Here is a 23,365-nt window from a genome sequence, read left to right on the forward strand (position 1 = left end):
TCGAGAGCCTTCTTGATCTCCACCGCGTACATCCCGGGATTCGCCGCGTCCTCCTAGGACTTGACCACCGTGCCCGGGTAGTCCGCCGATGCCGCCGCCTCGGACTTCTCCTTCGCCTCACCCGTCAGCGGTGTCTCCACCACGTCGCCGCCTGCCGCTTCCCCGTTCGCGGCGCCGCCCTCGGCGGGAGCGGCAGCCTGCGCATCGCCGACGGCGAAGTCAGCGGAGTCGGGTCACGCCCCCACAGCCGACGAGCGCGAGCATCAGCACGGCGGCGGGAACGGCGGCCACGGCGCGACGGGGCATTGCACGCATCAGGTGCCTCCCGAGCGGTCGCGCCTGTGGAGTCCGGGAGACCGAACTTCCGGGGGGTGCCCCTATGTGTCTGGTCAAGGTCCAAGGCCAGTAGGTTCGTGCGGCCGAGGGCCACGGCCTTGGCCCCTTCCCAGCCCGGACGTGGGCGGTGTCCAGGACGACGCGGGTGACGTCGACGAGGCCGGTGCCGTCGAGCCGGTGAAGCACGGCCTCGTGCGGCCGCCCCCGGACGCCGGCTCTTGACCAGATCAGGAACTTCCAGGCCGGCTGGAGCACGCGGTGACCACGGTGACGGTCGAGGGGTTCCTGGCCGCCTCGAAGGACTGAGGCGCCAGACGTCGAGGTGAGTGACAGCTGAGGTGTCCCGGCGATCCGGCCGACCGTCAGGGCGAGGTGCCCGTCGGGGGGACGAACAGCAGGCTGTCCCCGGAGTGGAGGACCGCGAGGACGCCCGCTGCCGCGAGGAGGGCGGCCAGGACCGGAGTCAGACCGGCCATCCACCCGCGACCGTGACCGAGGGTGGGAGTGGGGAGGAAGGCCGCGGGCAGCGCGAGCGCGAGCAGGAGCAGGGCGAGCTGGGAGAAGGGGTTGGTGGCGTAGAGGGCGGCAGCTTGGAGGGGGTGGTGCCAGGAGCCGAGGTAGCGCGCCCACATGACCGCTCCGGCGAGCGTGGCGGACAGTGGCGCCGCGTACAGGGCGTCACCGAGGCCTGAGGCGCCCTTGAGGGCGAGCAGGGCGGCCAGAGTGGCGAGTCCCGCGCAGGTTGCCGCCCAGCAGTCGAACTGGGTGGCGGACAGGGAGCCGCCCTGGGGCACCACCGGTTCGTACGCCCATCGAGCGGCCACCGCCGCGCCGGCTGCCGCTGCCACCGTCCACACCACGTGCCGGCCCGTCGTGACCCCGGCGCCGGGTGGCGGGAGGGTCCGGTCGCCCCGCAGGGCGAGCCAGAGAGCGAACAGGGCGACAACGGCCAGTCCCAGTGCGGTGGAGTCCGCCGAGGCCGAGTACATGCCGCTGAGCGCGAGCGCGTCGACCGCCTTCCGCCAGCCGGACAGTCCGAGGAAGAGGGCACTCTCCTGCGCGATCCGCAGGGCGCCGGTGAACAGTACGAGGTTGACGCCGACGGCTGCGGCCCATCCCCACCGTGAGCCGGGCGCTGCGCCGCCGCGACGGACCCACAGCCGGGCGAGAGCCGAACTCAGCGCACCCGCGCCCGCCACGGCCAGCGGCAGCGTCACCACCAACGGCCACCGGCCCGAGGGGCCGGCCCCACTGGTGCCGGTGCTCTGCAACTGCGCCACCAGCCCCACGGGCATACTCGCTGCCAGGGCCAGCAGGGCTCCACGGGGGACCGGCCCGGCACCGCCCCCGGCCGGAGCACCGCGCCACACCGCGATGCCCCATCCGACCGACAGCAGCGATCCGGTGACCAGGGCGCTCAGCAGCAGCGCGGGCCCGCCTGTCAGCGATGTGCCGGTGAATCCGGCCTGGGCCAGGTCGACGGTCGCGTTCATGACCATCGCGCTGAGCAGGCCGGTGACCGTGACGTCGAGCAGTGACACGGGAAGCGGCAGGCGCGCCTGCCGCAGGGCGGCCAGTCTCCGGGCCGCCGTGGGGTGGGTCGCACGGGCGCGGTCCACCCACGACATCGCCGGCGACGGCTGCCCGGCCAGGAGCGACTCCAGGGGCTCGCGGCTCCGGCCCCGCAGCGAACGCAGGTCGGCTTCGTGCTCGCGCGAGCGCAGCACGTGTTGCGAGATGAGAGCCGCGACGATGAGCAGCAACAGCGCCCGTACGCCGTACTCTCCCCAGAAGGAGGTGCCGAGCACGGTGAACGCACCCCGACGCTCGTGGTACCGGTCCCGCACCACGATGGTGACCGTCGGCACCAGAAGAACCGGGGCGAGCGCCCACCACACGCCGCGGGTCAGCCACACCGAGGTGACATCGCCCGCGGCCACATGCGCCAGCTCGTGCCGGAGGATCGCGTCGGCCTGCGCGGGCGGCAGGTCCCGCACCCCACGGGGCAGGACGATCCTGGTCCGGCCCGGCCGGCCCGCGGTGAACGCCTCCTGAAGCCACACCGAACCCCACATCACGACGGGCACCCGCCGGACGCCCATCTCGGACGCGGCCAGGGCCGCGCGGTGCTGCCACTCGGCCGGTGCCTTCACCAGCGGACCCGCCTGCCGCATCAACCGCCGGGGCAGCACCCACAGGCTTGCCACTCCCAGGAGCAGCACCGCGAACGATCCCGACAACGACACCAGGGCGAGTCGCAGCTGCACCGGCCGGGTGCAGTCCTGGACGTAGGTGTTGCGCGCGAAGTCCTGGGAAACGCCCTGGCCGGGTACGGCCCGGACAGCCCCGTCGATGCAGCGCAACGTGGTCGACGCCCACGAGGTCCCGAGGAGTTGGTTGTGCATGATCTGCCCGGCGAAGGCGCCGGCGAGCAGCAGGACGGCCACCAGCAACAGGTACCGGGCACCGGCCGAGGAGATGACACCCGGCCAGTGCCGCGAGGTCGGCCGGCTCTCGGCGGGGGAGGGCGAGAGTGGGGGAGGTCCGGAGGTGGCGGTATCGGTCACGGTGCCGCGTCACCCCGTTGACGCAGGACGTCCAGGATCGCGTCGGCAAGATCACGGGCCTTCGCCTCGTCCATGCGCATCCCCACGGCCCAGCCTGTCAGCAGTGTGCGCAGGACCTGTTCCTCGTCCGGGTTCAGCCGGGCCGTGGGAGTCGCGGTGGTCACCGCCGCCGAAGCTGTCGCCCCGTCGTGCGGGGTCACCGGGGTCGCCGTGTCCGCGCGGCGTTGTTCGAGCAGACAGGTGACCTTGCGGCGGGTGGCGTCGCTGATGACGTCGAGTGCGCCGTTGACGACCCGTTCGGCCACGAGCCCCACCAGCAACGACACCACCGGCAACACGTAGGGGACGGCCGACTGCAGGATGACGCCGCTGCCCACCTTGGGCCGCAGCTGACGGGACCTCAGGACACCGTGGGGGTCCTTGCGGAACTCCGCCAGCACAGGGTCGAACTCGGCCCTGTCCTCGGGATGGGCCGAGACGAACACCTCACGGCTGAACCGGGTGAACACCTCCCAGCCCCGCACGCTGCCGGCATCCGCGTCGTCGTCCGGCAACGGAATGGAGATCGTCGGCTGTTCGGTCCTACGCCATCGGAACACACTGCCCCCGTTGATTGTCCGTCAGCCCACGCCGGGCGCGACGGCGAACCCACGACAACGTAGCGACCCGGAAACCACCAGTGACGGCATTTCGGCAGAACTGCCCCTGTAGCGGACTCCTGAACGGCCGAGGGGGGGTGGAACGCCGGAGTGCGCACGCCGGTGGCACGGGAAGCATCTCCGCATCCCCGTCCCGGCGAGCAGCCGAGGAGTTGGGGCGACGCCCCCTCACTCCACGCCCGGCAGCCCCAACCCATCCAGCGTTACTGCAGGTCAGCGAGCCCATGAGCATTCTCGGTCGCGGTGGTCGAGGTGTTCTCATCCGTACAAGGTCCGTGACAGGTCTGCGGCGGGGAAGCAGGTGCAGGAGTCCGGGCCTTCGGCCCAGGGCAGGGCGATCGCGCGTTCGACGGAGGTCTACAACGCGAAGAAGGCGGCGCCCGAGGGGTCGGGCGAAGGCGGAGCGGATCGCGAGGTACGGGGCGATGCGGTTCGCGGAATACGCCGCGGAGTGGAAGGCCGGCCAGCGGGATCTGGGGCCGGCTTCCGTGGTGCATCCGGAGTCGCTGCTGAACATCCCATCTGCTGCCGGGCAGCCGGCGGACGGACACCTTCGACCACAAGGGGTCGAGGGCTTCATCCGGAGCATGGAGCACAACGGGGTCGGCCTGGCCGCCCAGGCGAACGCCTTCGACAAGCTGAAGGCGGTCCTGCTGGACGCGAACCGGCTCGGGCTGTTCGACGACAACCCTGTGGCCGGCATCAAGCCGCCGCAGTAAGACCCCGAGCGGGTGGTGATCCCCTCTGTCGGGCAGCTGCGGCTTGATGCTCCGCCAGGAGGGTGCGCAGTCCCAGCGTTGGAGGGTGGCGGCGGTCGGTCCGGCGTTGCCCCGCGCCGATGACCACCGCGTCGAAGTCCGTCGTGGCTACTGTTCGGCGGCCTCTCGGGCGATCTGCTCGAACTGGGCGCCCATGGCCTCGCCGAGCGCCTGGGCGGCGGAGAGCGGGCGCACCATCACCGTGAACTCGTCGATCTTCCCGTCGTCGTCGAAGTGCAGGAAGTCGCATCCCTGGAGCTGCTTGCCGGCGACAGTGGCGGTGAAGACGAAGGCGTGATCGCGGCCGTCCGGGTTGGCGATCTCACGGATGTAGGTGAAGTCCTCGAAGACCCGGAGCACGCCGCGCAGGATCGCCGCGGTGATCGCCTTGCCCGGGTACGGCTTGAAGGTGACGGGGCTGGTGAAGACGACGTCGTCGGCCAGCAGAGCGGCCACGGCGTCCAGGTCGCCGCTCTCGACGGCCTTGCGGAAGGGATGCATGAGCCCACCTTTGACAGTCAGCTGATAGTCAGCAATGTGAATAGGTGTATTGGAGATTAGGGGGCCCGCCCAGGCTTGTCCACAGGAAAGGGGTCATCATGGTCATCATTAGTCACCTAGTTGACTAATCTGCTAGCGTCCATCCATGGCTTTGCGGAACGCGGTGATGGCCGCGCTGTTGGAAGGCGAGGCGTCCGGGTACGACCTCGCGAAGGCGTTCGACGCGACGGTCGCCAACTTCTGGATGTCGACGCCTCAGCAGCTCTACCGGGAGCTGGATCGCATGGAGGCCGAAGGACTCGTCACGGCCCGCGTCGTCGAGCAGAAGCGCCGCCCCAACAAGCGACTGTTCTCCTTGACGGAGGCCGGGCGGAAGGCCGTCCATGCCTACACCGCCGAGCCCTTGGGTAAACCGGCGGTCATCCGGGACGAGTTGCTTGTCAAGGTGCAGTGCCTGGACTCGGGCGACATGGAAGCGGTCCGGACCGCCGTCACCGAGCGCATGGAGTGGGCCACCGCCAAGCTGGCCCGCTACGAGCGGCTCCGGCAGCGCCTGCTCGACGGGCGCTCCGAGGAGGCGTACTTCGCCGAGGCCGAGCGCATCGGCCCGTATCTCACCCTGCTGCGCGGGATGTCGTTCGAGCGGGAGAACCTCCAGTGGGGGGACATGGCGCTGCGCAGGCTCGAACAGCGCACGGCCGCGCTCCAGGCCGACGGCTGACAGCGGCGGTACCACCTACGCAGTCAGTCAACAAAGTGACTAGCTGGACGGTCGTGAGCAGCCCGGCCGTCTCAGGGGTCGTCGGTCTGTGTCCGAGCGAGGACCGGCTGCGGTTCCTTGTCGGCGGGATCGCGATGCAGTCCGTTGCGGTCGTAGAACCGGGTCACGCCGAAGCCGAAGAGGCACGCGCCCGCGAGTCCCAGGCCCAGGATCACCCTGCCTCGGGGCAGTCCGGCGTCGCCCTGGGCGTCGTAGGGAAGGATGGAGCGGACGACGCCGGTGATCTGACGCAGGTCAGCAGCAGGAGCACGGCGACGGCCGGCTCCGCCTGAGCGGTCAGCTCCCCGCCTACCTGCGCATAGGCCGCCGCAGGCCGGAGCATCACACCGATGGGCAGGTGTCCCCGGCGGACGCGGCCACCGGAAGCAGCGCCGGCCGCTTGGCCTGGCGGCCGTCGCCGGAGGAGCGGCCACGCAGGCGGCGGCCGACCCAAGGGCCGAGGAAGGTGCCTGCCCAGCGCACCTCGGCGCCCACGGTCCTCCAGACGGAGATGTCCGTCTCCTCGGCCGGAAGGGGAAGGGTCCACTTGTCGTCGCTGCCCGGCAGACCGAGCGCCTGGGCCACGGCAGCCGCGATGCGCGCGTGTCCCAGCGGGCCGGCGTGCAGCCGGTCGGCACTCCACAACCGCGGATCGGTCGCCGCCGCGTGCGCGGCCGTCTCCGCCACCACCACGCCGTGGCGGTCGGCGGCCTCCCGGATGCGCGCGTTCAGTGCGAGAACACGGTGACCGATCGGGCGGGCCAACGGCGTGATACGCCCGACGTCGGGAAACATGAGGGTCGCGACGGTGGCGCCCTGCGCCGTGAGGGCGGCGAACATCGCCTCGACATGGCCGGCCACCTCGTCGAGGTCACAGCTCGGGCGCAACGCATCGTTGACACCAGCCACCACGGTGGCGAGGTCGGGCCGCATCGCGAGAGCCGGAGCCAGCTGCTCGGCGCGCACCTGACCGGCCTTCCGGCCGCGCACGGCGAGGTTGGCGTAGAGCAGGCCGGGGCTGTGGCGGGCGACCCGCTCGGCGAGCCGGTCCGCCCAGCCCCGAGGAGCACGGACGTCGTCGCCGTCCCCGAGCCCCTCGGTATGGCTGTCGCCCAGGGCGACATAGCGCAGATACCCACTGCTCGACACGGGCCGACCGCCTCTCGTCAACACTGCTGATAGACGTGGCACACGGCCATCGCTAAACAACTAAGCACCTAGTCGCATTGTTGAATATGAGGATAGCCGCGGGCTCACCTTCCTGCAAAGTGACGCCGCTCAGGCAGGCGCTGGGCCGCGAGGGCGGTCCACCGCCGCAGTCCACCGCCCTGGTCCCGCGCCGACCTCACCACCCGTTGCCTCTTCAGACCTGAGCACCGACCACGGTCTGCGCCGGCACCTGAGCGCCCGGGTCGTCAACGGCATGCACGACGAGGACGCGGTCGGCTCCACCACCACCCGCCGTTTCGCGCCGAACCGCCCGTACCGGGTCACCTTCGACGGTGGCGTCCACGGCCCGGGCGACAACGCCTCCTGCCGGGCCGCCACGCCCCCGGCTCACCTCCGGCTCTTGAGAGCCGGGGACGGAGTTCGCCCGGCCGATCGGCCGGGAAGGCCCGCCGATGGCGGCCGGGCGCTCGGAGCGGGCCCTGTCGAGGGGTCAGGCGAGGGAGATGACGACGGACTTGGTCCTCGTGTACGCCTGCAGCGCCTCCGGCCCGGATTCGCGTCCGTAGCCGGACTGCTTGACGCCCCCGAAGGGCACGGCGGGATCGAGCATGGCCCAGTCGTTGACCCAGACGATGCCGGCGTCCAGTCGCGCGGCGACCCGATGGGCGCGCGCCAGGTCGGAGGTCTGCAGACCGGCGGCGAGTCCGTACGGCGTGCTGTTCGCCAGCGCGATCGCCTCTTCCTCGGTGTCGAAGGGCTGAACCGTCAGCACCGGGCCGAAGATCTCCTCCTGGACGGTGCGGGCATCGTTGTCCAGGCCGGCGATGACGGTGGGCTTGAAGTAGTGACCGCCGTTGAGTTCCAGGCGCTCACCGCCGACGACGATGCGGCCGCCGTCCTCGACGGCCGCCTGCACGAAGCGCTCGACGTTCTCCACGTGCCGCTCGCCGGCCATCGGCCCGACGACGGTGGCCGGGTCGAAGGGGTCGCCGACGGGGACCGCCGGAACCGCGTCGGCGAGGATGCCCAGCGTGGTGTCGTACAGGGACCGGTGGACCAGCAGTCGGGGTCCGCCCATGCAGAACTGTCCGGTGTTGAAGACGAAGGCCTTGATGATCGCGCCGATCGCCTTCCCGACGTCGGCGTCCTCGAAGACGATGTGCGGCGCGTTGCCACCCAACTCCATGGTGACCGGCTTGAGTTGCTCGCCGGCCGTGCGCGCCGCCAGGCGGCCGACCCTCGTCGACCCGGTAAAGGCGATCTTGTCGACGCCCGGATGACGCAGCAGTGCCTCACCCAGGACGGGGCCGCTGCCGGTGACGACGTTCACCACACCCGCGGGAACGCCGGCGTCGGCGAGGATCTCCGCCATCAGCAGCGCGCTGAGAGGGGTCTCGTCGGCCGGTTTGTGGACGATGGTGTTGCCGGCCGCCAGGGCGGGGGCGAACTTCGACGTGCTCAGGATCAACGGGAAGTTGAACGGGGTGATCGCTCCCACCACGCCGATGGGCTCCCTGCGGGTGTAGGCGTGGGAGGGCAGGGAAATCTCTCGCGTGGCCCCGTCGATCGACTGTGCCAGCGCCGAGTAGTACTCGTACGTCTCGGCCACGGTCTCCACGTCGACCGCTCGGCTGAGCGAGACGGGCTTGCCGACGTCGAGGCTCTCGACGGCGGCGATCTCGTCCGCCCGTTCGCGCACCAGATCGGCCACTCGGTGCAGCACACGGGCGCGCTCGCGGGCCGGCGTCCGGGGCCACGGCCCCGCGTCGAAGGCCTCGCGGGCGGCGGCCACCGCGACGGCGAGATCGGTCCCGTCGGCCTCCGCGACCGTGGTGACGACTTTGCCGGTGGACGGGTCGATGACGTCGCGCCGCTCCTTGGACTCCGCGTCCCGCCACTCTCCGCCGATGAACAGCCTGCCCGGTTCGATGTGCGGTCGCTGCACGCTCATGCCCGCTCGCCTTCCCGGTGCGGCGCGACGCCGTCACCGTACTCACGCCGGTCGCGCCACTGCGACCGCCAGGTTTTCGGATGATGGCCCAGCGGTGACGGCCTGGACAGAGAGCCGGGAGGCGAGCGCCGGAAGTAAGGACGAATGACGTATCCCGTGCGCGACGTTCGGCCTTGCGAGGTCGGTCCGGTGTCGAGTGGCGCGCCTTCGCGGTCGTGCTCCCACCGGCCCGGCGGCTTTCCGTCCGATGGACCGAGGAGAGTCAGGACATTCGTCGCTGTGCACATGTACTTGAACTCTCAAGAATTGATCCAGGAGCCCAGCCGGACCGGCACGGCCCGTCTTGTTTTCCGTGGAAGGACGATCGATGACAAGTTCTCTCGCACGCAGGCAGCTTCTCGGCGCGGGCATCGCCCTGGGGGCGACGGCCCTGATCGGTGGTACGGCACAGGCCGCCCCGGGCACCGCCGGATCCTGGCCCGGGGAGTTCTCGCTGCCCAACGGCTGGGGGCCGGAGGGAGTCGCGATCGGCTCCGGGCCGTACGCCTACTTCGGATCGATCGCCACCGGCGGCGTGTACCGGGTGAACCTCGCGAGCGGCAAGGGCAAGGTCGTCCACCGCGGCCTGGGGCGCATGACGGTCGGCCTGAAGGTCGACACCTGGGGCCGGCTGTTCCTGGCCGGCGGCAGCAGTGGTGAACTGCGGGTCGTCGACGCCCGCAGTGGTGCGCTGCTCGCCAACCACGTGGTCGCCGGAGAGAACGGTTTCGTCAACGACGTCCTGCTCACCCGCGACGCCGCATGGTTCACCGAGTCGTTCAGCGCACAGTTGTTCAAGCTGCCCCTGGGCAGGCAGGGCCGCATCGGCGCCCCGGAGAGCCTCACGCTGAGCGGTGACTGGGTGCAGTCCGGTTTCACGTCCAACGGCATCTCGCTCACCCCCGACGGGAGCGCCCTGCTCGTCACCAACGCGGCCGCGGACGGCGGATCACTGATGCGCGTCAACCCCCGCACCGGCGTGGCCCGCAAGGTGGACCTGGGTGACACGACGCTGCCCAGCGGCGACGGGCTGGTGCTCATCGGCCGCACGCTCTACGTGGTCCAGCCCAACCCCAACCAGGTGGACGTGATCCGGCTCAACCGGTCGGGCACGAGGGGCACCGCGATCGGGGTGATCAGGGACGACCGCTTCGACCTGCCCACCACGGCTGCCGCGTACAAGGGTCGGCTCTACCTGCCCAACTCCCGCTTCACCACCCCGGACCGGGACGAGAACACCACTTACAACGCGGTGTCCGTGCCGTTGGTGTGACGTACGGCCGGTGTACGGCCGGACCTCGTCCGCTCGAAGCGGGCGGGGTCCGTTGCCCTGACGTACGGCCGCACTCGCCGTTCATATCGCCCGCAAAGCTGCCAGCAGTACCTTTCCCAGAGAGGTCCGCAGAGCCGGAAACAAACGAACCCGGCCCTACCGGCCGCAGACCAACGGCAAGGTCGAACGCTTCGACCGCACCCTGCTCGACGAGTGGGCCATGTCCGCCCCTGCCGCTCCGAGACGCGGGCAGGGGCCTGGCACGTGTCCGCGATGTGGTCGTCGAACGCCGCGAGGCCTTCCCCCACTGGCTGCACACCTGCAGTCACCACCGCGGACACACCGCGCGGAAAGACCAACCACCCGCCGGCCGCGTCCCCGACCTCACGGGTCGATACACCGCGCTCCCGGCACGGGTGTGCCGCGCGACGAGGCCTGCCCTGGACACCCTTCGCACCGGGGCGCGTCAGCCAGCGCGGTAGCGGAGTCCGTCGAGCAGGAGGTCGAGCATGCGACCCGCGCGGTCGCGCAGCCCTTTGTCGCTGGTGATCAGCAGAACACCGCCGAGGCTGAAGCCGACGTCCAGGGGGTCCACGTCCGAGCGCAGAACTCCCACTTCGGCCCCGGCGTGCAGCAGGGTGCTGATGGCGGTGCTGATCCGTTCCAGACTTTCGGCGAACGGATCCTCGTCACGGGAGGCGATGACGGCCCTCAGCGCGTCCGCCATGCCCTGCTTTACGGCCAGGTAGTCGATGAACAGGTCCATCCACTGCCGCATGGCCTGGTCGGGAGGGAGTTGTGCCAGCAGTTCCGTGGCGCTGTCGCAGACCCGGGCGAGTTCGTTGCGGTAGGCGGCCTCCAGCAGGGCCTCGCGGGTGGGGAAGTGCCGGTAGAGCGTTCCGATGCCCACGCCGGCTTCCTTGGCGATGGCCTCGAGGGACACGTCCGTGCCGACCTCGGAGAACGCGCGCCCCGCGACTTCGAGCAGGCGTTCCCGGTTGCGTCTCGCGTCGGCACGCAGTCCACGTGTGGTGCTGGTCACAGCTTTCCTTCCTCTGGACAATCGGAGGACCCTCCGCTTATGGTTCAAGCAACCGGAGGAACCTCCGCTTCGAGCGTAGCAAACAGGGAGCATTGCGAGAATGGCCACGAGGACAGGCATCACCACTCCGTTCACCAGCCGGTCCACGGCTTCCGACGTCATCGCGGGCGTCGACCTCACGGGCCGCCGCGCCATCGTCACCGGGGCCGCGTCCGGCATCGGCGTGGAGACCGCCCGGGCGCTCGCCGGCGCCGGCGCGGAGGTCACGCTCGCCGTACGGGACACCGAGGCCGGCCACCGCACCGCCGAGGCCATCCGGGCCACCACCGGCAACGAGGGCGTACGGGTCGCCGCGCTGGACCTGACCGATCCGGCGTCCGTCCGGGCGTTCACGGCCGCGTGGCAGGGTCCGCTGCACATCCTTGTCAACAACGCCGGGGTCATGGCCGCCCCGGAGAGCCGCACACCCCAGGGCTGGGAACTGCAGTTCGCCACCAACCACCTGGGGCACTTCGCCCTGACCACCGGACTGCACGGCGCGCTCGCCGGGGCCGGCGGTGCCCGCGTGGTGTCCGTGAGTTCCAGCGGGCACCTGTTCTCGCCCGTCGTCTTCGACGACCTCCACTTCACCGAGCGGCCCTACGACCCGTGGCTGGCGTACGGGCAGTCCAAGACGGCCAACGTGCTGTTCGCGGTCGAGGCCGGCCGGCGATGGGCCGACGACGGGATCACGGCCAACGCGCTGATGCCCGGCGGGATCCAAACCAACCTGGGGCGCTACATGGACGAAGCACAGATGGGCCTGTTCATGACCCACCTGCAAGCCCTCCTCGGCGAAGGAACGCCCCTGCCCGAGATGTCTTTCAAATCGGTCGAACAGGGCGCCGCGACCTCCGTCCTGCTTGCCGCCTCACCCTTGCTCGACGGCATCAGCGGCCGGTACTTCGAGGACTGCGACGAAGCCCCACCGCACCAGCCGGGCACCAACACCGGGGTCGCGCCGCACGCCCTGGACCCGGAGGCGGCCGAGCGACTCTGGCAGGTCTCCGAGCAGCTCCTGGGCTGACCTCACGCCGCTAGCCGACCACGACTGCGCCTGCGCCTGCGCCTGCGCCTGCGCCTGCGCCTGCGCCTGCGCCTGCGCCTGCGCCTGCGCCTGCGCCTGCGCCTGCGGATACCCGTAGCAGCCCTTCCAGCCCTTTCACCCGGGCCGACCCTCGACCAAATACTTGAAACTTCAGTTGAAATTTTCAAATACTTAGGGAGACACCATGGCAGGCAGTATCCGCAGGCACTGGAAGCGCTGGCTCATCGCCGGTGCCGCGACCGCCGCCGTACTGGGCACGGCCGGCCCCTACGTCTACATCAACTACGTCCAGGACGAGCCACCGGCCGCCCTCTCGCTCGACAACCCGCCAGGCTCGGATTCCTCCGGCAGTTCCTCAGATTCCGGGGAGCAGGCCGGGCAGGAGGGTGTCGAGGGCGCCTGGCGGGTGGGCAGCGGCTCGCAGGCCGGCTACCGGGTCGACGAGGTCCTCTTCGGCCAGAACGTCACGGCGGTGGGCCGCACCGAGGAGGTCACCGGCGAGCTGGAGATCAAGGGCAACCGGGCCCTCAGCGGATCCTTCACCGTCGACCTGGCCTCGGTGAAGAGCGACTCCGACCAGCGCGACGGCCAGTTCCGCGGCCGGGTCATGAACACCGAGCGGTACCCCGAGGCCACCTTCGAACTCACCGAGCCCGTCGACTTCGGGTCGACGCCGGAGGTGGGCGAGCAGGTCAGCGCCGAGGCCACGGGCGAGCTGACCGTCCACGGCGAGACCAACCCCGTCTCCTTCGACCTCGACGCCCAGCGCACCGCCGACGGCTTCCGGGTCAACGGCTCCATTCCGGTCACCTTCGCCGACTACGGCATCGACGCACCCAACTTCGGCGGGATCGCAGTGGAGGACGAGGGAGACATCGAGTTCCTCCTCACCTTCGACCGCGCCTGAGCCCATACGGGCCGGAGGGCCGCACGGGCCCCCTCACTCCCGCCCCATCTCCCACCAGACACCCAACGACGCGTTTCACCGCTGTCCGCACGCATTGGAGATCCTCCATGTACAGCACCGCCCGGTCGAACAGCGCCACCCGGCTGACCCGTAAGGCCATAGCCACCCTCCTGGCCGCGGCGACCGTAGGAGCAGTGGCCGCCTTCGGACCCGACGTCTTCGCACCCGCCGGCAACGCCTCCGCACCGTCCCACAGCGGACCGGCCCCCGGCCTCGACGCGGCGCACACGAGCCCCGCCACGCAGGAGCGCAACAAGCGCGTCGCCGTCCAGGTCCTCACCCAGCTCTTCGAGGAGGGCAACCTCGCGGTCGCCGACCGGTACATCCGCGAGGACTACATCCAGCACAACCCGGCCGCCCCCAACGGCCGGCCAGCGATCAAGAACTTCATCCGCGACTGGACCGCGCGATTCCCGGACCACCAGTACAACGTCAAGCGGGTCCTCGCCCAGGGCAACCTGGTCCTGGTGCACTCCAACCCCGTCTACGAGCCCGGCACCCGTGGCGTGGCCGTGGTCGACATCTTCCGCTTCGACCCCAGGAGCGGCATGATCGCCGAGCACTGGGACACGGTCCAGGACGTGCCGGCGACCACCGTCAACGGCAACGACATGTTCGGTACGGTCAGCAACCCGCACACGAACCAGCCCAGCGGCCCCCGCTGGCAGACACACCTCAGCGAGAAGATCGCCACCAGCTACTTCGACACCCTCCTCGTCGACAAGAACCCCGACGCCGTCAAGTACCTCGCGCCGGAGTACTACCAGCACAACCCGACCATCCCCAACGGCTCGGCCGGCCTGCGTGAGCAGTTCACCGATTTCTTCCGCCAGTTCCCGAACCTGATCGTGGAACGCAAGCGCGTCATCGCCGACAAGGACTACGTCGCCATCCACGCGCACTACCGCCTCAGTCCCGAGGACCGTGGGCAGTCCGTCGTGGACATCTTCCGGGTCCAGAAGCAGAAGAACGGCGAGCTCAAGGTCATCGAGCACTGGGACGCCGTACAGGACGTCCCTGCCACCTCCGCCAACGACAACACGATGTTCTGACCTCTCCGATCATCGCGGCCCCGTGGCCCGTCACCTGCCGGTGACGGGCCACTCATCTCTCGGCAGCGGACATGAGTCCGACCGAGTCACCCCATTGCAGCTCGCATGCAGCCATCCAAGGTCTTGCTTTACCAGTCACTCATGCACCGCTGTGCCCGCTGTGCCCGCTGTACGGACGATCGCCCGTACAGCAGTCGAGCCCGGAGCGAATCGAGGAGGATTGCATGGCCTTTTCGTGACGGAGGACAACCTCAGCGACCTGGCGGTGAAGCGGTGGGCCACCGCTCACTCGCCCCGGCTCGCCGAGCTGATGACGGCGCTGGTGCGGCACATCCACGCGTACGCCCGCGCGGTCCGGCTGACGGAGGAGGAGTGGGCGGCGGCCGTCGAGTGGCTCACCTCGACCGGGCGGATCAGTGACGACAAGCGCCAGGAGTTCATCCTCGCCTCCGCGTACGGGAGCGCCTCTTCGTCGAGGGCCCCGAGCAGCCGGTGCGGCGTGCCGCGCTGGAACAGCACCATGTCCCCGGACACCAGCTGCACCCAACTCGCCGCCTGGGGCCCGGAAGAACCGTCCTTCGCCACGGAACTCATGGTCAGCGAACTGGTGACCAACGCCGTCCGCTACGGCAAGGAAAGGCGGCCACGGCCTGCTCCAGCTCGCCGAGCGCTGGGGCGCACGGCACATCGCGAGGGCAGGGCCATGTGGGCCGAACAGGCCCTCCCGGGCAGAGGCGGTTCCGAGCTCAGATCTGTGGCGGCGGGCTTGAGACCGTGGAGAGAGGAGATCACCCGGGCCGGCTCGGGGCTCGCGGAGCACGCTCAGTCGATGAGGGCGGACTGACCTTTCGGCTCCTGTCCTTCGCGTCGCAGTCTGGAAGGTGACGTGTCGAACCACCGACGTACCGCACGAGTGAGGCTGGACTGTTCCTGCATTCCCAGGCCGGCCGCGATCTGCGAGAAGGACAGGTCGGTCGTCGTGATCAAGTCCAGGGCCTGGCTCCTGCGTACACGATCGACGACGCCGGAGAAGGTCGTGCCCTCCTTGGACAGGGACCGCTGCAGTGAACGCGGGTGGAGACTCAGCAGGCGCGCGACTTTCGACAGGTCCGGACCGCTGGATCCGAGCTGTTCGCTGAGAATCGCCGCGACCAGGTCCGACATCGGCATGTGCTGGTGGCCGAAGTGCGTTTCGAGATGGTCCATCGCGATGTCGTGAAGCAGGTCATCGCCGCCGCTGACCGGTGTCGAGAACAGTTGGCTCGGGACGCGCAGGACCGCGCTCGGACAGTCGAATCTGACCTCGGCCCCGAAGTACTTCCGGTAGGAGCTTTCCTGTGCCAGGCGAGGGTGTGGAAGCAGGACCGAACGAAGTCCGTAGGGTGCGTCGCCGTGGATCAGCGTCAGGACCCGGTGGACGATCCCGATGCCGTAGTCGATCGCCTGTGGGGATGCGTTGATGCCCGTGGTTGTGTAGCGAAGGCCGACCACACCGGGACTGCCCAGCGGATCGTCGGTTTCCCCGAGTGAGAGGGCCGGGCTGTAGACGAACAGGTACCGGCACGCGCACTCGACGGCCTCGCCGATCGTGCGTGCGTTCTCCATGGCGATCGCCAGTGGTCCCAGCACATGCAGATCCTGCTGCGCCGCCATCCTCAACCCGAGGTCCGGAAGCGCGAATCGGCCGGCCGTCTCCTCGAGAACGCGCTCGACCAGTCGGAGACGGACGAACGAGTTGCCCTCGGCGATCCTCGCCTCGTCGAAACCATATGCCGCGAGGAGTTCGGGGCCCGAGCCGCCGATCTCGGTGACGAGCGCGGACAGCCCCTGCAGAGCAGAGCACCGGACAGGAAGATCGGTGTCACGCAAGGACAAATCCTTGTCGCCTCAGGGCAAGTACCGGAATGTTTCGACGAAGCAAACTACGAGTCACGACCGAGAGGACAGCTTCTATCGAGTTGGAGCCGAAGTGACCGTCGCCCCATCCATGCTAAGCCCCGCCGGCCTGCTGACACCCGAAGAGTCGGACGTCCGCTGGAGGCTCGCCGTCCGTGACCGCCTCGCCTCCATGGACCTGCGGCTCACCGGGCCGGTCGAGCGCTTCGGATCTGCCGAGGAGCTGGACCTCGGAGACCTTCTCATCACCGACTGGGTGTGCCCGCGGGTCGAAGGGACCCGAGGCAGAAACGCGGTGCGTCAGGACGATGACGCGCTGCTGCTCCTCGCCGCCAGCGCCGGCCAACAGATCATCGAGACTTCTGACGAGACCGTCGTCCTGCGACCAGGAACGGTTCTCATCATGAGCACCCGCACCACCGGGCGGTTCGTCGTCCCGGATCACCTGGCCAAACGAACGGTCCGGGTGCCCATGAGCGCCCTGTCCCCGTTCGACGCGGGAGGCGGCGCCCCCGGTTGCCTGCTCCTGGACACGGCTCAGAACCCTTTGGCCAACCTCCTCCACGGCTTCCTCATGAGCATGGACCGTCACATCGGGCGGATGTCCGCGGCGGAGGTCGAGGGAGCACGCAACGCCCTCCTCGTCCTCATCGCCGGCATGATCCGTGCGGGTCGACCCCACATCGGCGACGACGAGTTCCTGCAGTTGTTCCGACGGCGGCTGGAAGACTGGATCATCGGCCATCTCGCCGGTGGACCGATCCGAGTCGCCGACCTCGCCGCCGCCCACAGCGTTTCTCCGAGGACGGTCCACCGGGCCTTCGCGTCGACCGGGGACACCGTCGGGGCGGTCATCCGCATGCACCGCCTGGCAGCGGCCAGAGGCGACCTGGTGAACACGAACCTCTGCATCGCCGCGATCGCTCACCGGTGGGGTTTCTGCGATGCCAGCCACTTCGGACGGGAGTTCCGTCGAGAGTTCTCGCTGTCGCCAGGCGACTACCGGGAAGCCCACGGATGCGCCTGACCGTCTCCTCGTAGGCCGTGGCACACCCGTACCACCCTGCGGCGCGATCCTTCTATGAGCCCTCAGAGGCATTCGTGGATTCTGGGCCCGACACCACCACTCGCGAGTGTCGGATCACTCCGAGTGAACCTCCACACGACCGACGGACCATCGCAAGCGAATCGGAAGATCACATGAATCGAGAAGACATCGAGTTCAAGGGCGAGGGCGGCGTCACCCTCCGGGGCTGGTTCTATCCGGCCAGGAACACCAGCACGCCGGCACCGGTCGTGGTCCTGGCGCACGGGCTGTCATGCGTCAAGGAGATGCACCTCGACGACTATGCCGTGGTCTTCTCCGAAGCCGGCCTCAACGTGCTCGCCTACGATCACCGGAACTTCGGCGACAGTGAGGGAACTCCCCGCCAGGAGGTCGACCCGGTCCTGCAGTACCGGGATTTCCGGAACGCGATCACCTACGCCACCACCCGCCCCGACGTGGACGCGTCGAAGATCGGCATCTGGGGCTCCAGCTTCTCCGGTGGACACGTCCTCATGGTCGCGGCGATCGACAAGAGGGTGAAGGCCGTCGTCTCCCAGGTGCCGTTCATCACCGGCCCGCGCACCCTGAGCCGGGCGATCCGGCCGGACTTCATCCCGGTCTTCCGTGCGATCCAGGAGGGCGACCGACTCAACCGGTTCACCGGCGGAGAGCCCGCTGTGCTCCCGGTCGTCGCGGCCGACCCCACGGCGCAGGCCGTGATGCCCGCGGCCGACGCCTACGAGTGGTTCAGCAAGACGTCGGCGGACCGGGCGCCCAACTGGAAGAACGAGCTGACGGCTCGAAGCATGGAGATGGTGACCGAGTACGCCCCGGGTACCTTCATCAGCCGCATCGCGCCGACCCCGCTCCTGATGATCGTGGCCGACAACGACAGGGTGGCACCGTTCGAGTTGGCCCTCGACGCGTACGCGGAGGCCCGAGAGCCGAAGCAGATCATCGTCAAGCAGGGCGGCCACTTCGACTTCTACAGCGGCCCCGGCTTCGACGAGCTCTCCGCAGCCGCACGGGACCACTTCGTCAAGCACCTCCGGGGCTGAGCCCCCCTCCTGAGCCGCATCGACGACCCGCGCCTTCCGTCACCGATCCATCCAGCAAGGAGCCGCAATGCCGTACTGGGAGATCTTCACCCCCGAGAACGCCTTCACCCCGCAGGACAAGGAACAGCTGTCCCGGAGGATCACCTCGCTCTACACGGACTACGCCTATGACCTGCCGAAGTTCTACGTCGTCGTCCTGTTCAAGGACATGCCGGCGGACACCATGTACGTCGGTGGTAAGGCGAACAACAACTTCATACGGATCCGCGTGGACCACATCGCCCGGCAGATGGACGACCCCGAGATGCGGTTCCTGTGCATGGAGGTCATCGAGGAGAAGCTGGCGCCGTTGGTGAAGGAGCGCGGCTACGACTGGGAGGTTCACATCGACGAGACCCCCATGGACCTCTGGCGCGTCCAGGGCCTCGTTCCGCCTGCGCCGGAGTCCGACACCGAGAAGCTCTGGGCCAGGGAGAACCGGCCCGTCCCCTACGAGCTGACCGGCTGACCCCTGGCCGAGGTCCCGAGGCATCGTGAGGTGCTGTCGACCGTGCGTACCCCGGGACCTCATCCACCTGCCGACAACTGACGCAGGCCGCTTCAGCAGCGAAAGCATCGCCGCGGACGACCGTCCCGTCCTGCTCGTCCTCGGTTCACCGACCTGCTTCACAACGTGACTTCGCCGCCGACGTGCGCAATGCGGCGTCGGCCGGCAACACCGCAACCGGAGGTACCTCGTGACCACTGACCCCCACTCCTCGCCGGCCGCACCCATCCGCGCCACGGTCTTCGTCGGTCGCTGGCCGAATGTCCCGGCCGAGGAGTTTCCCGGCGTACCGAACGGCACCTTCTCGCCCACCACGGCCACGCTCGTGAGCGGCGCCACCGAGGTGGTCCTGATCGACGCGCTCTACCTCAAGGACGACGTCCGCGACCTCGGTGACCTGATCGAGCGCACCGGCAAGAAGCTCACGACGATCTACATCACCCATGATCACGCCGATCACTACCTGGGCTTCGGACCGCTCCTGGAGCGGTTCCCGGAGGCGAAGGCCGTGGCGCTGCCCCACGTGGTCGAGTCCATGAAGCAGACCATGCAGCTTCAGATCGAGCAGTGGGGCATGCTGTTCGGCGACTCCTGCATCATGGCGGGGCCGCTTCCGGAGCCGCTCGAAGGCGACACGCTGTACGTCGACGGATCTCCCCTGCACATCATCGAGGTGAAGCAGGCCGACATCCATCCCACGAGCATCGTGCACATCCCCGAGATCGACGTCGTCGTGGCCGGCGACTCCATCTACAACGAGATCCATCCCATGCTCGGCCTGTCGACGCCCGACGAGTGGCAGGACTGGCTCGAGACCGTCGACACCGTGGAGAGCCTCCGCCCGCGCATGATCGTGTCCGGACACCGCAGGCCCGACGGCGACGACCACGCGGTCGAGACCATGATCGCCCAGACCCGCGCCTACATCCAGGACTTCGCGGCCGCCTCCGAGGTAGCGAAGGACGCCGAAGAGCTGGTGGCCACCATGGTGGAGAAGTACCCGCACCACGGCAACGTCTGGACGCTCCAGTTCTCCGCCGGCGAGGCGATCGCGAAGCGCGACGCCGCTGAGTGACCGAGCCTGTCACCCGAAGTCCGCACTGTTGCCTTCGCGTTGAAACGCGCCACACCACGATAGGTGACCCCACCATGAATTTCGCCTCTCTGCCCGACCGTCGCGTCGCATCCACTCCGGACGGGCCCGCGGTCGCCGACGGGCGTCAGTCGCTCACCAATGCCCAGTTCCTGACCCGTGTCCGGGCTGCTGCTCGACACCTTCAGGACCTCGGGATCGGTGCTGGTGATGTCGTGGCGCTCAAGCTGAGGAATCGCGTCGAGTTCGTACTTCTGCTGTTCGCGGCCTGGCGCCTCGGGGCGACCGTCACCCCGGTCAATCCGAGCCTGACCGAGGGTGAGGTCGCACGGCAGCTCCACGACTCGGGTGCACGCCTGCTGGTCGTCGAGGACGGCACGACCGCTGCGGGCGTCGCCACACTGACCGCCGACGACCTGTACGGAGAGGCGGTGGGGTCCGGTCCGACGCCGCAGCCGGACTCGACCCCACCGGCACTCTTGATCTACACGAGCGGAACGACGGGCGCACCGAAGGGCGTGATGCTCGACCACTCCAACATCGACGCGATGGTGGCGATGGGGTGCCAGGCGGTCGAGACCGGGCCGACCGACCGCTGCTTGCTGATCCTGCCGCTCTTCCACGTCAACGCCATCGTGGTCAGCGTGCTCATGCCGCTGGTCGCAGGCGGCAGTGTTTTCATCACCGACCGGTTCGACCCCAAGACCTTCTTCGATCTTGTCGAGCGGGAGCGACCCACTTACTTCAGTGCCGTGCCCACGATCTACAACATGCTCGAGGCGCTGCCGGCCGACGTTCGACCCGACACGTCCTCGCTGCGTTACGGCACGTGCGGCGCGGCACCCGCCTCCGCCGAGTTGCCGATCCGATTCGAGGCTCGGTACGGCTTCCCCATCATCGAGGGTTACGGGCTGTCCGAAGGAACCTGCTTCTCCACCGTCAACCCCGTCGCGGGTCCGCGCCGCGCGGGCACCGTGGGGGTCGCCGTCCCGGGGCAGGAGCTCCGGATCGTCGACGAGCAGGGCAACGAGCTGGGGACCGGCATAGATGGTGAGGTCGTCGTGCGTGGCCCCAACGTCATGCGTGGCTATCTCGGCCGGCCGGAAGACACGGCGAAGACGATCGTGGACGGCTGGCTGTACACGGGCGACGTAGGCCACGTGGACGCGGACGGCTACCTGACTCTGGTCGGGCGATCGAAGGACATGATCATCCGTGGTGGCGAGAACATCTACCCCAAGGAGATCGAGGACGTCCTCACGGCTGACCCGTCTGTGCTCGAGGCAGCCGTCATCGGTGTGCCCGACGACAAGTGGGGCGAGGTGGTCGTCGCCTACGTCCAGCCGCGACCTGGTACGACTGTCCAGCCCGCGGCTCTGGAAGCGCTGGCTGCGCGACACCTCAGCGGCTACAAGCGGCCGACGTCGTTCCTTGTGGTCGACGCCATCCCCAAGAACGCTGTCGGCAAGATCGACAAGCCCTCGTTGCGGGCCGCTCACGCCGCAGCCCTGTCATCTCGTTGACCACCAGCAGACGCTCGGTCATCGAGGGCTCGTCGTCTTCGAAGGTCGGGTGGCCCGCGGGACGAGATTCCCTCCCGCCACCCGATCGTCTTCGAAGGGCCTGTTCTTCGCGGCGCGTGTCTGCAGGGGGCCGAGCAGCAGGGTGCTTACCCGCCCGACGGGGTGACGCTCACAGCGGCCCCGCCGGCGATGCAGGTGCCCTACCGAGCCGCTCAGCGGTGGCTGGTTGCCCATCACGCGGGCCGCTTCGATGCTCTGGATGTTTCATCGACGGCCTGGCCTTGAGGACGCATGGCCTGCCGACAGCGGCGATCCAACGGCAGGCGTCCGGCGTCGCGGCCCGGCGGGATCGGCCGATCCCCCGCCCGGTAGGCACAGTGCACGAGATCGTCACCCTAGTCGATCCGGGGCCGATGGTGATGGCGCACCGGAGCGCCGAGCGCCGCCGGGAGGCATGGGTTCGGACTGCCGGAGCGAAGCAGGCGCACTCAGGGAGGTCTGCCAGGCCGACCATCCCCAACTCGACATCTGGGTGCTCGACTTCTCCGGGAAACCGGGGCGCCCGAGGCTGACCGAGCACGACGTGGCTGTGCTGGGAGAGAGCCGACGTCGTTCGTCAGCCTACGGTCGCGGACCGGTGGTCGGTGCCCAGCATGGCCAGCACCAGCGTCGCGTAGCGGCGGCCGAGGCTGACAGGAGTGTGGTGGCCGCCGGGGGCGTACCAGCGGCTGACGTCGACGCCGAGGGAGAGCACCGCCAGCGCGACACCGCTCGGGTCCTCGGTGCGGAACGCCCCGGACGCGATGCCCGCCGCGATCTCGTCGAGCACCACTTCCTCGGTGCGGCGGCGGAGCCGGAGGATCTCGTCACGGTGGGCCGGCGCGAGTGCGCCGAGCTCGTACTGGACGACGCGGGCCAGCTGGTGGTGGCGGGCGTGCCAGGCGGTGTAGTCGTGAACCAGCGCCCGTAGCCGGCCGACCGCCGTCACCTCCTCCCCCAGGGCGCGTTCCACTGCGGCCAGTGCGCTGCGGTGGCCGGCGAGGCTGATCGCGTAGAGGAGGTCTTCTTTCGTGCGGTGGTGTGCGTAGACGGCCGACGGGCTCATCCCGGCGGCGGCGGCGATGTCGCGGGTGGAGGCGCCGTGGTAGCCGCGGGCGGCGAAGGCCGTGAGCGCCGCCTCGAGGATGCGCCGGGAGCCGGGGCCGGCTTCGCCCCACAGGTCGTCGGTTGCGCTGGTTGTCACGCGCCCATTCTTGCGGATCACGTCTGTCGGTCCACTCAGCTGATGACGAGGCCGCCGTCGACGGTGAGGGTGGTGCCAGTGACGTAGCTGGAGGCGTCGGAGGCGAGGAAGACCACGGCGGCGGCGAGTTCCTCGGGTTCGCCGGTGCGGGGAATCGGGATGCGCCGGACGATGTCGTCGATGGTGTCGGCGTCCTGACGGGCGGTCATTTCGGAGGCGAAGTAGCCGGGGGCGAGGGCGTTGACACGGATGTTCTTGCGGTGGCTCCACTGGGCGGCCAGGTCGCGGGTGAGACCGAGCAGGCCCGCCTTGGAGGAGGAGTAGCCGGCCTGCGGCAGGCCGGTGTTGACCATGCCGAGGACGCTGGCGATGTTGACGATGGAACCGCCGCCGCCCATCACTCGGGCTGCCGCTTTGGCCATCCAGTAGGCACCCATGAGGTTGGTGTCGATGATGCGCCGGAAGTGCTCCGGTGTCTCCCGGCCGGCCGGGACCGCTCCGGCCACGCCGGCGTTGTTGACCAGGACACCGACGCGGCCGAAGTCCGCGGCGGCCGCCGCGACCGCGTGACAGTCTTCGGGCGAGGCGACGTCGGCCTTGACGCACAGGGCGCGGCGGCCCGTGGCCTCGACGAGGCGGGCGGTTTCGGCGAGCCGGTCGGTGCGTCGGGCGGCCAGGACGACGTCGGCCCCGGCTTCGGCGAGGGCCTGGGCGAAGGCGACGCCGAGACCGGAGGAAGCGCCGGTGACGATGGCGACGCGGTCGTCGAGACGGAAACGGTCGAGGATGTTCACA

Annotated in this window: 22 protein-coding genes and 2 pseudogenes; 13 read left to right on the forward strand and 11 right to left on the reverse strand. The window is 69.3% G+C overall.

The features are described 5' to 3' along the window. Positions 1-438: 438 nt before the first annotated feature. The 3 genes and pseudogenes from ACWCRJ_RS39660 to ACWCRJ_RS39670 form a co-directional block, all read right to left on the reverse strand. Positions 439-573 (reverse strand): annotated as a pseudogene (locus ACWCRJ_RS39660) (IS5/IS1182 family transposase); the annotation flags it as partial. A 125-nt stretch (positions 574-698) separates the two neighbouring features. Beyond that, positions 699-2,903 carry a M48 family metalloprotease gene (locus tag ACWCRJ_RS39665; protein WP_450943844.1) on the reverse strand — a complete coding sequence of 735 codons (2,205 nt, stop codon included), beginning with the start codon at positions 2,901-2,903 and terminating at the stop codon, positions 699-701. Next, positions 2,900-3,457, reverse strand: coding sequence for a hypothetical protein (locus tag ACWCRJ_RS39670; RefSeq protein ID WP_450943845.1), 558 nt, complete (start codon positions 3,455-3,457; stop codon positions 2,900-2,902). Before ACWCRJ_RS39670 ends, ACWCRJ_RS39665 begins: the two co-directional genes overlap by 4 nt. Before the next feature lie 530 nt (positions 3,458-3,987). Between ACWCRJ_RS39670 and ACWCRJ_RS39675 the strand changes: the two genes are divergently transcribed. Next, positions 3,988-4,281 carry a hypothetical protein gene (locus tag ACWCRJ_RS39675; protein ID WP_450943846.1) on the forward strand — a complete coding sequence of 98 codons (294 nt, stop codon included), beginning with the start codon at positions 3,988-3,990 and terminating at the stop codon, positions 4,279-4,281. Positions 4,282-4,428: 147 nt separating this feature from the next. Here the strand turns inward: ACWCRJ_RS39675 and ACWCRJ_RS39680 are convergent, their stop codons facing one another. Next, the gene (locus tag ACWCRJ_RS39680) at positions 4,429-4,821 is read right to left on the reverse strand and encodes a nuclear transport factor 2 family protein (RefSeq protein ID WP_286259155.1); all 393 of its coding nucleotides are present in this window, start codon (positions 4,819-4,821) and stop codon (positions 4,429-4,431) included. Positions 4,822-4,966: 145 nt separating this feature from the next. Here ACWCRJ_RS39680 and ACWCRJ_RS39685 point away from each other — a divergent pair, with 145 nt between their 5' ends. After that, entirely contained in the window at positions 4,967-5,542 is a 576-nt protein-coding gene (locus ACWCRJ_RS39685) for a PadR family transcriptional regulator (protein WP_450943847.1), read from the forward strand. 71 nt (positions 5,543-5,613) lie between these two features. Here ACWCRJ_RS39685 and ACWCRJ_RS39690 read toward each other — a convergent pair whose 3' ends face one another. The 3 genes from ACWCRJ_RS39690 to ACWCRJ_RS39700 form a co-directional block, all read right to left on the reverse strand. Beyond that, a complete protein-coding gene (locus ACWCRJ_RS39690; protein ID WP_450943848.1) occupies positions 5,614-5,757 on the reverse strand; it encodes a hypothetical protein in 144 nt (47 codons plus the stop codon). A gap of 166 nt (positions 5,758-5,923) precedes the next feature. Next, on the reverse strand, positions 5,924-6,730 hold the full coding sequence (locus ACWCRJ_RS39695; RefSeq protein ID WP_450943849.1) for an SGNH/GDSL hydrolase family protein: 807 nt from the start codon (positions 6,728-6,730) through the stop codon (positions 5,924-5,926). A gap of 511 nt (positions 6,731-7,241) precedes the next feature. Beyond that, positions 7,242-8,702, reverse strand: coding sequence for an aldehyde dehydrogenase family protein (locus ACWCRJ_RS39700; RefSeq protein ID WP_450943850.1), 1,461 nt, complete (start codon positions 8,700-8,702; stop codon positions 7,242-7,244). 367 nt (positions 8,703-9,069) lie between these two features. Here ACWCRJ_RS39700 and ACWCRJ_RS39705 point away from each other — a divergent pair, with 367 nt between their 5' ends. Both ACWCRJ_RS39705 and ACWCRJ_RS39710 read left to right on the forward strand, forming a co-directional pair. Then, on the forward strand, positions 9,070-10,014 hold the full coding sequence (locus ACWCRJ_RS39705; protein WP_450943851.1) for a superoxide dismutase: 945 nt from the start codon (positions 9,070-9,072) through the stop codon (positions 10,012-10,014). 139 nt (positions 10,015-10,153) lie between these two features. After that, a pseudogene (locus tag ACWCRJ_RS39710) lies at positions 10,154-10,415 on the forward strand (integrase core domain-containing protein); the annotation flags it as partial. 65 nt (positions 10,416-10,480) lie between these two features. On the opposite strand, the gene ACWCRJ_RS39715 reads toward ACWCRJ_RS39710, so the two are convergent. Continuing rightward, positions 10,481-11,056 carry a TetR/AcrR family transcriptional regulator gene (locus tag ACWCRJ_RS39715; protein WP_450943852.1) on the reverse strand — a complete coding sequence of 192 codons (576 nt, stop codon included), beginning with the start codon at positions 11,054-11,056 and terminating at the stop codon, positions 10,481-10,483. Between the two features lie 100 nt (positions 11,057-11,156). On the opposite strand from ACWCRJ_RS39715, the gene ACWCRJ_RS39720 reads away from it, so the two are divergent. The 4 genes from ACWCRJ_RS39720 to ACWCRJ_RS39735 all read left to right on the forward strand — a co-directional run bounded on the left by ACWCRJ_RS39720 (position 11,157) and on the right by ACWCRJ_RS39735 (position 15,006). After that, a complete protein-coding gene (locus tag ACWCRJ_RS39720; RefSeq protein ID WP_450943853.1) occupies positions 11,157-12,122 on the forward strand; it encodes an SDR family NAD(P)-dependent oxidoreductase in 966 nt (321 codons plus the stop codon). A 205-nt stretch (positions 12,123-12,327) separates the two neighbouring features. Further along, complete coding sequence (locus tag ACWCRJ_RS39725; protein ID WP_450943854.1) at positions 12,328-13,050, forward strand: YceI family protein; 723 nt, start codon at positions 12,328-12,330, stop codon at positions 13,048-13,050. Between the two features lie 107 nt (positions 13,051-13,157). Further along, complete coding sequence (locus ACWCRJ_RS39730; protein ID WP_450943855.1) at positions 13,158-14,162, forward strand: nuclear transport factor 2 family protein; 1,005 nt, start codon at positions 13,158-13,160, stop codon at positions 14,160-14,162. 235 nt (positions 14,163-14,397) lie between these two features. Next, entirely contained in the window at positions 14,398-15,006 is a 609-nt protein-coding gene (locus ACWCRJ_RS39735; RefSeq protein WP_450943856.1) for a dioxygenase, read from the forward strand. Here ACWCRJ_RS39735 and ACWCRJ_RS39740 read toward each other — a convergent pair. After that, complete coding sequence (locus tag ACWCRJ_RS39740; RefSeq protein ID WP_450943857.1) at positions 14,985-16,031, reverse strand: AraC family transcriptional regulator; 1,047 nt, start codon at positions 16,029-16,031, stop codon at positions 14,985-14,987. The two genes, ACWCRJ_RS39735 and ACWCRJ_RS39740, sit on opposite strands and share 22 nt — an antisense overlap. On the opposite strand from ACWCRJ_RS39740, the gene ACWCRJ_RS39745 reads away from it, so the two are divergent. The 5 genes from ACWCRJ_RS39745 (at position 16,021) to ACWCRJ_RS39765 (ending at position 21,327) form a co-directional block, all read left to right on the forward strand. Continuing rightward, positions 16,021-17,085 carry an AraC family transcriptional regulator gene (locus ACWCRJ_RS39745; RefSeq protein ID WP_450943858.1) on the forward strand — a complete coding sequence of 355 codons (1,065 nt, stop codon included), beginning with the start codon at positions 16,021-16,023 and terminating at the stop codon, positions 17,083-17,085. The genes ACWCRJ_RS39740 and ACWCRJ_RS39745 overlap by 11 nt on opposite strands. Positions 17,086-17,258: 173 nt before the next feature. Further along, on the forward strand, positions 17,259-18,164 hold the full coding sequence (locus ACWCRJ_RS39750) for an alpha/beta hydrolase (protein ID WP_450943859.1): 906 nt from the start codon (positions 17,259-17,261) through the stop codon (positions 18,162-18,164). 67 nt (positions 18,165-18,231) lie between these two features. Next, on the forward strand, positions 18,232-18,672 hold the full coding sequence (locus tag ACWCRJ_RS39755; protein ID WP_450943860.1) for a tautomerase family protein: 441 nt from the start codon (positions 18,232-18,234) through the stop codon (positions 18,670-18,672). 229 nt (positions 18,673-18,901) lie between these two features. Further along, positions 18,902-19,786 (forward strand): MBL fold metallo-hydrolase, encoded by an 885-nt coding sequence (locus tag ACWCRJ_RS39760; RefSeq protein WP_450943861.1) that lies wholly within the window; start codon positions 18,902-18,904, stop codon positions 19,784-19,786. Continuing rightward, positions 19,783-21,327, forward strand: coding sequence for a class I adenylate-forming enzyme family protein (locus tag ACWCRJ_RS39765; protein WP_450943862.1), 1,545 nt, complete (start codon positions 19,783-19,785; stop codon positions 21,325-21,327). Before ACWCRJ_RS39760 ends, ACWCRJ_RS39765 begins: the two co-directional genes overlap by 4 nt. A 616-nt stretch (positions 21,328-21,943) precedes the next feature. Here ACWCRJ_RS39765 and ACWCRJ_RS39770 read toward each other — a convergent pair. Both ACWCRJ_RS39770 and ACWCRJ_RS39775 read right to left on the reverse strand, forming a co-directional pair. Next, positions 21,944-22,570: a TetR family transcriptional regulator gene (locus tag ACWCRJ_RS39770; RefSeq protein WP_450943863.1), complete on the reverse strand. Its 627-nt coding sequence runs from the start codon at positions 22,568-22,570 to the stop codon at positions 21,944-21,946. A gap of 35 nt (positions 22,571-22,605) precedes the next feature. Next, entirely contained in the window at positions 22,606-23,364 is a 759-nt protein-coding gene (locus ACWCRJ_RS39775) for an SDR family NAD(P)-dependent oxidoreductase (RefSeq protein ID WP_450943864.1), read from the reverse strand. Position 23,365 lies beyond the last annotated feature (1 nt).

The organism is Streptomyces sp. NPDC002324 (assembly GCF_053593335.1).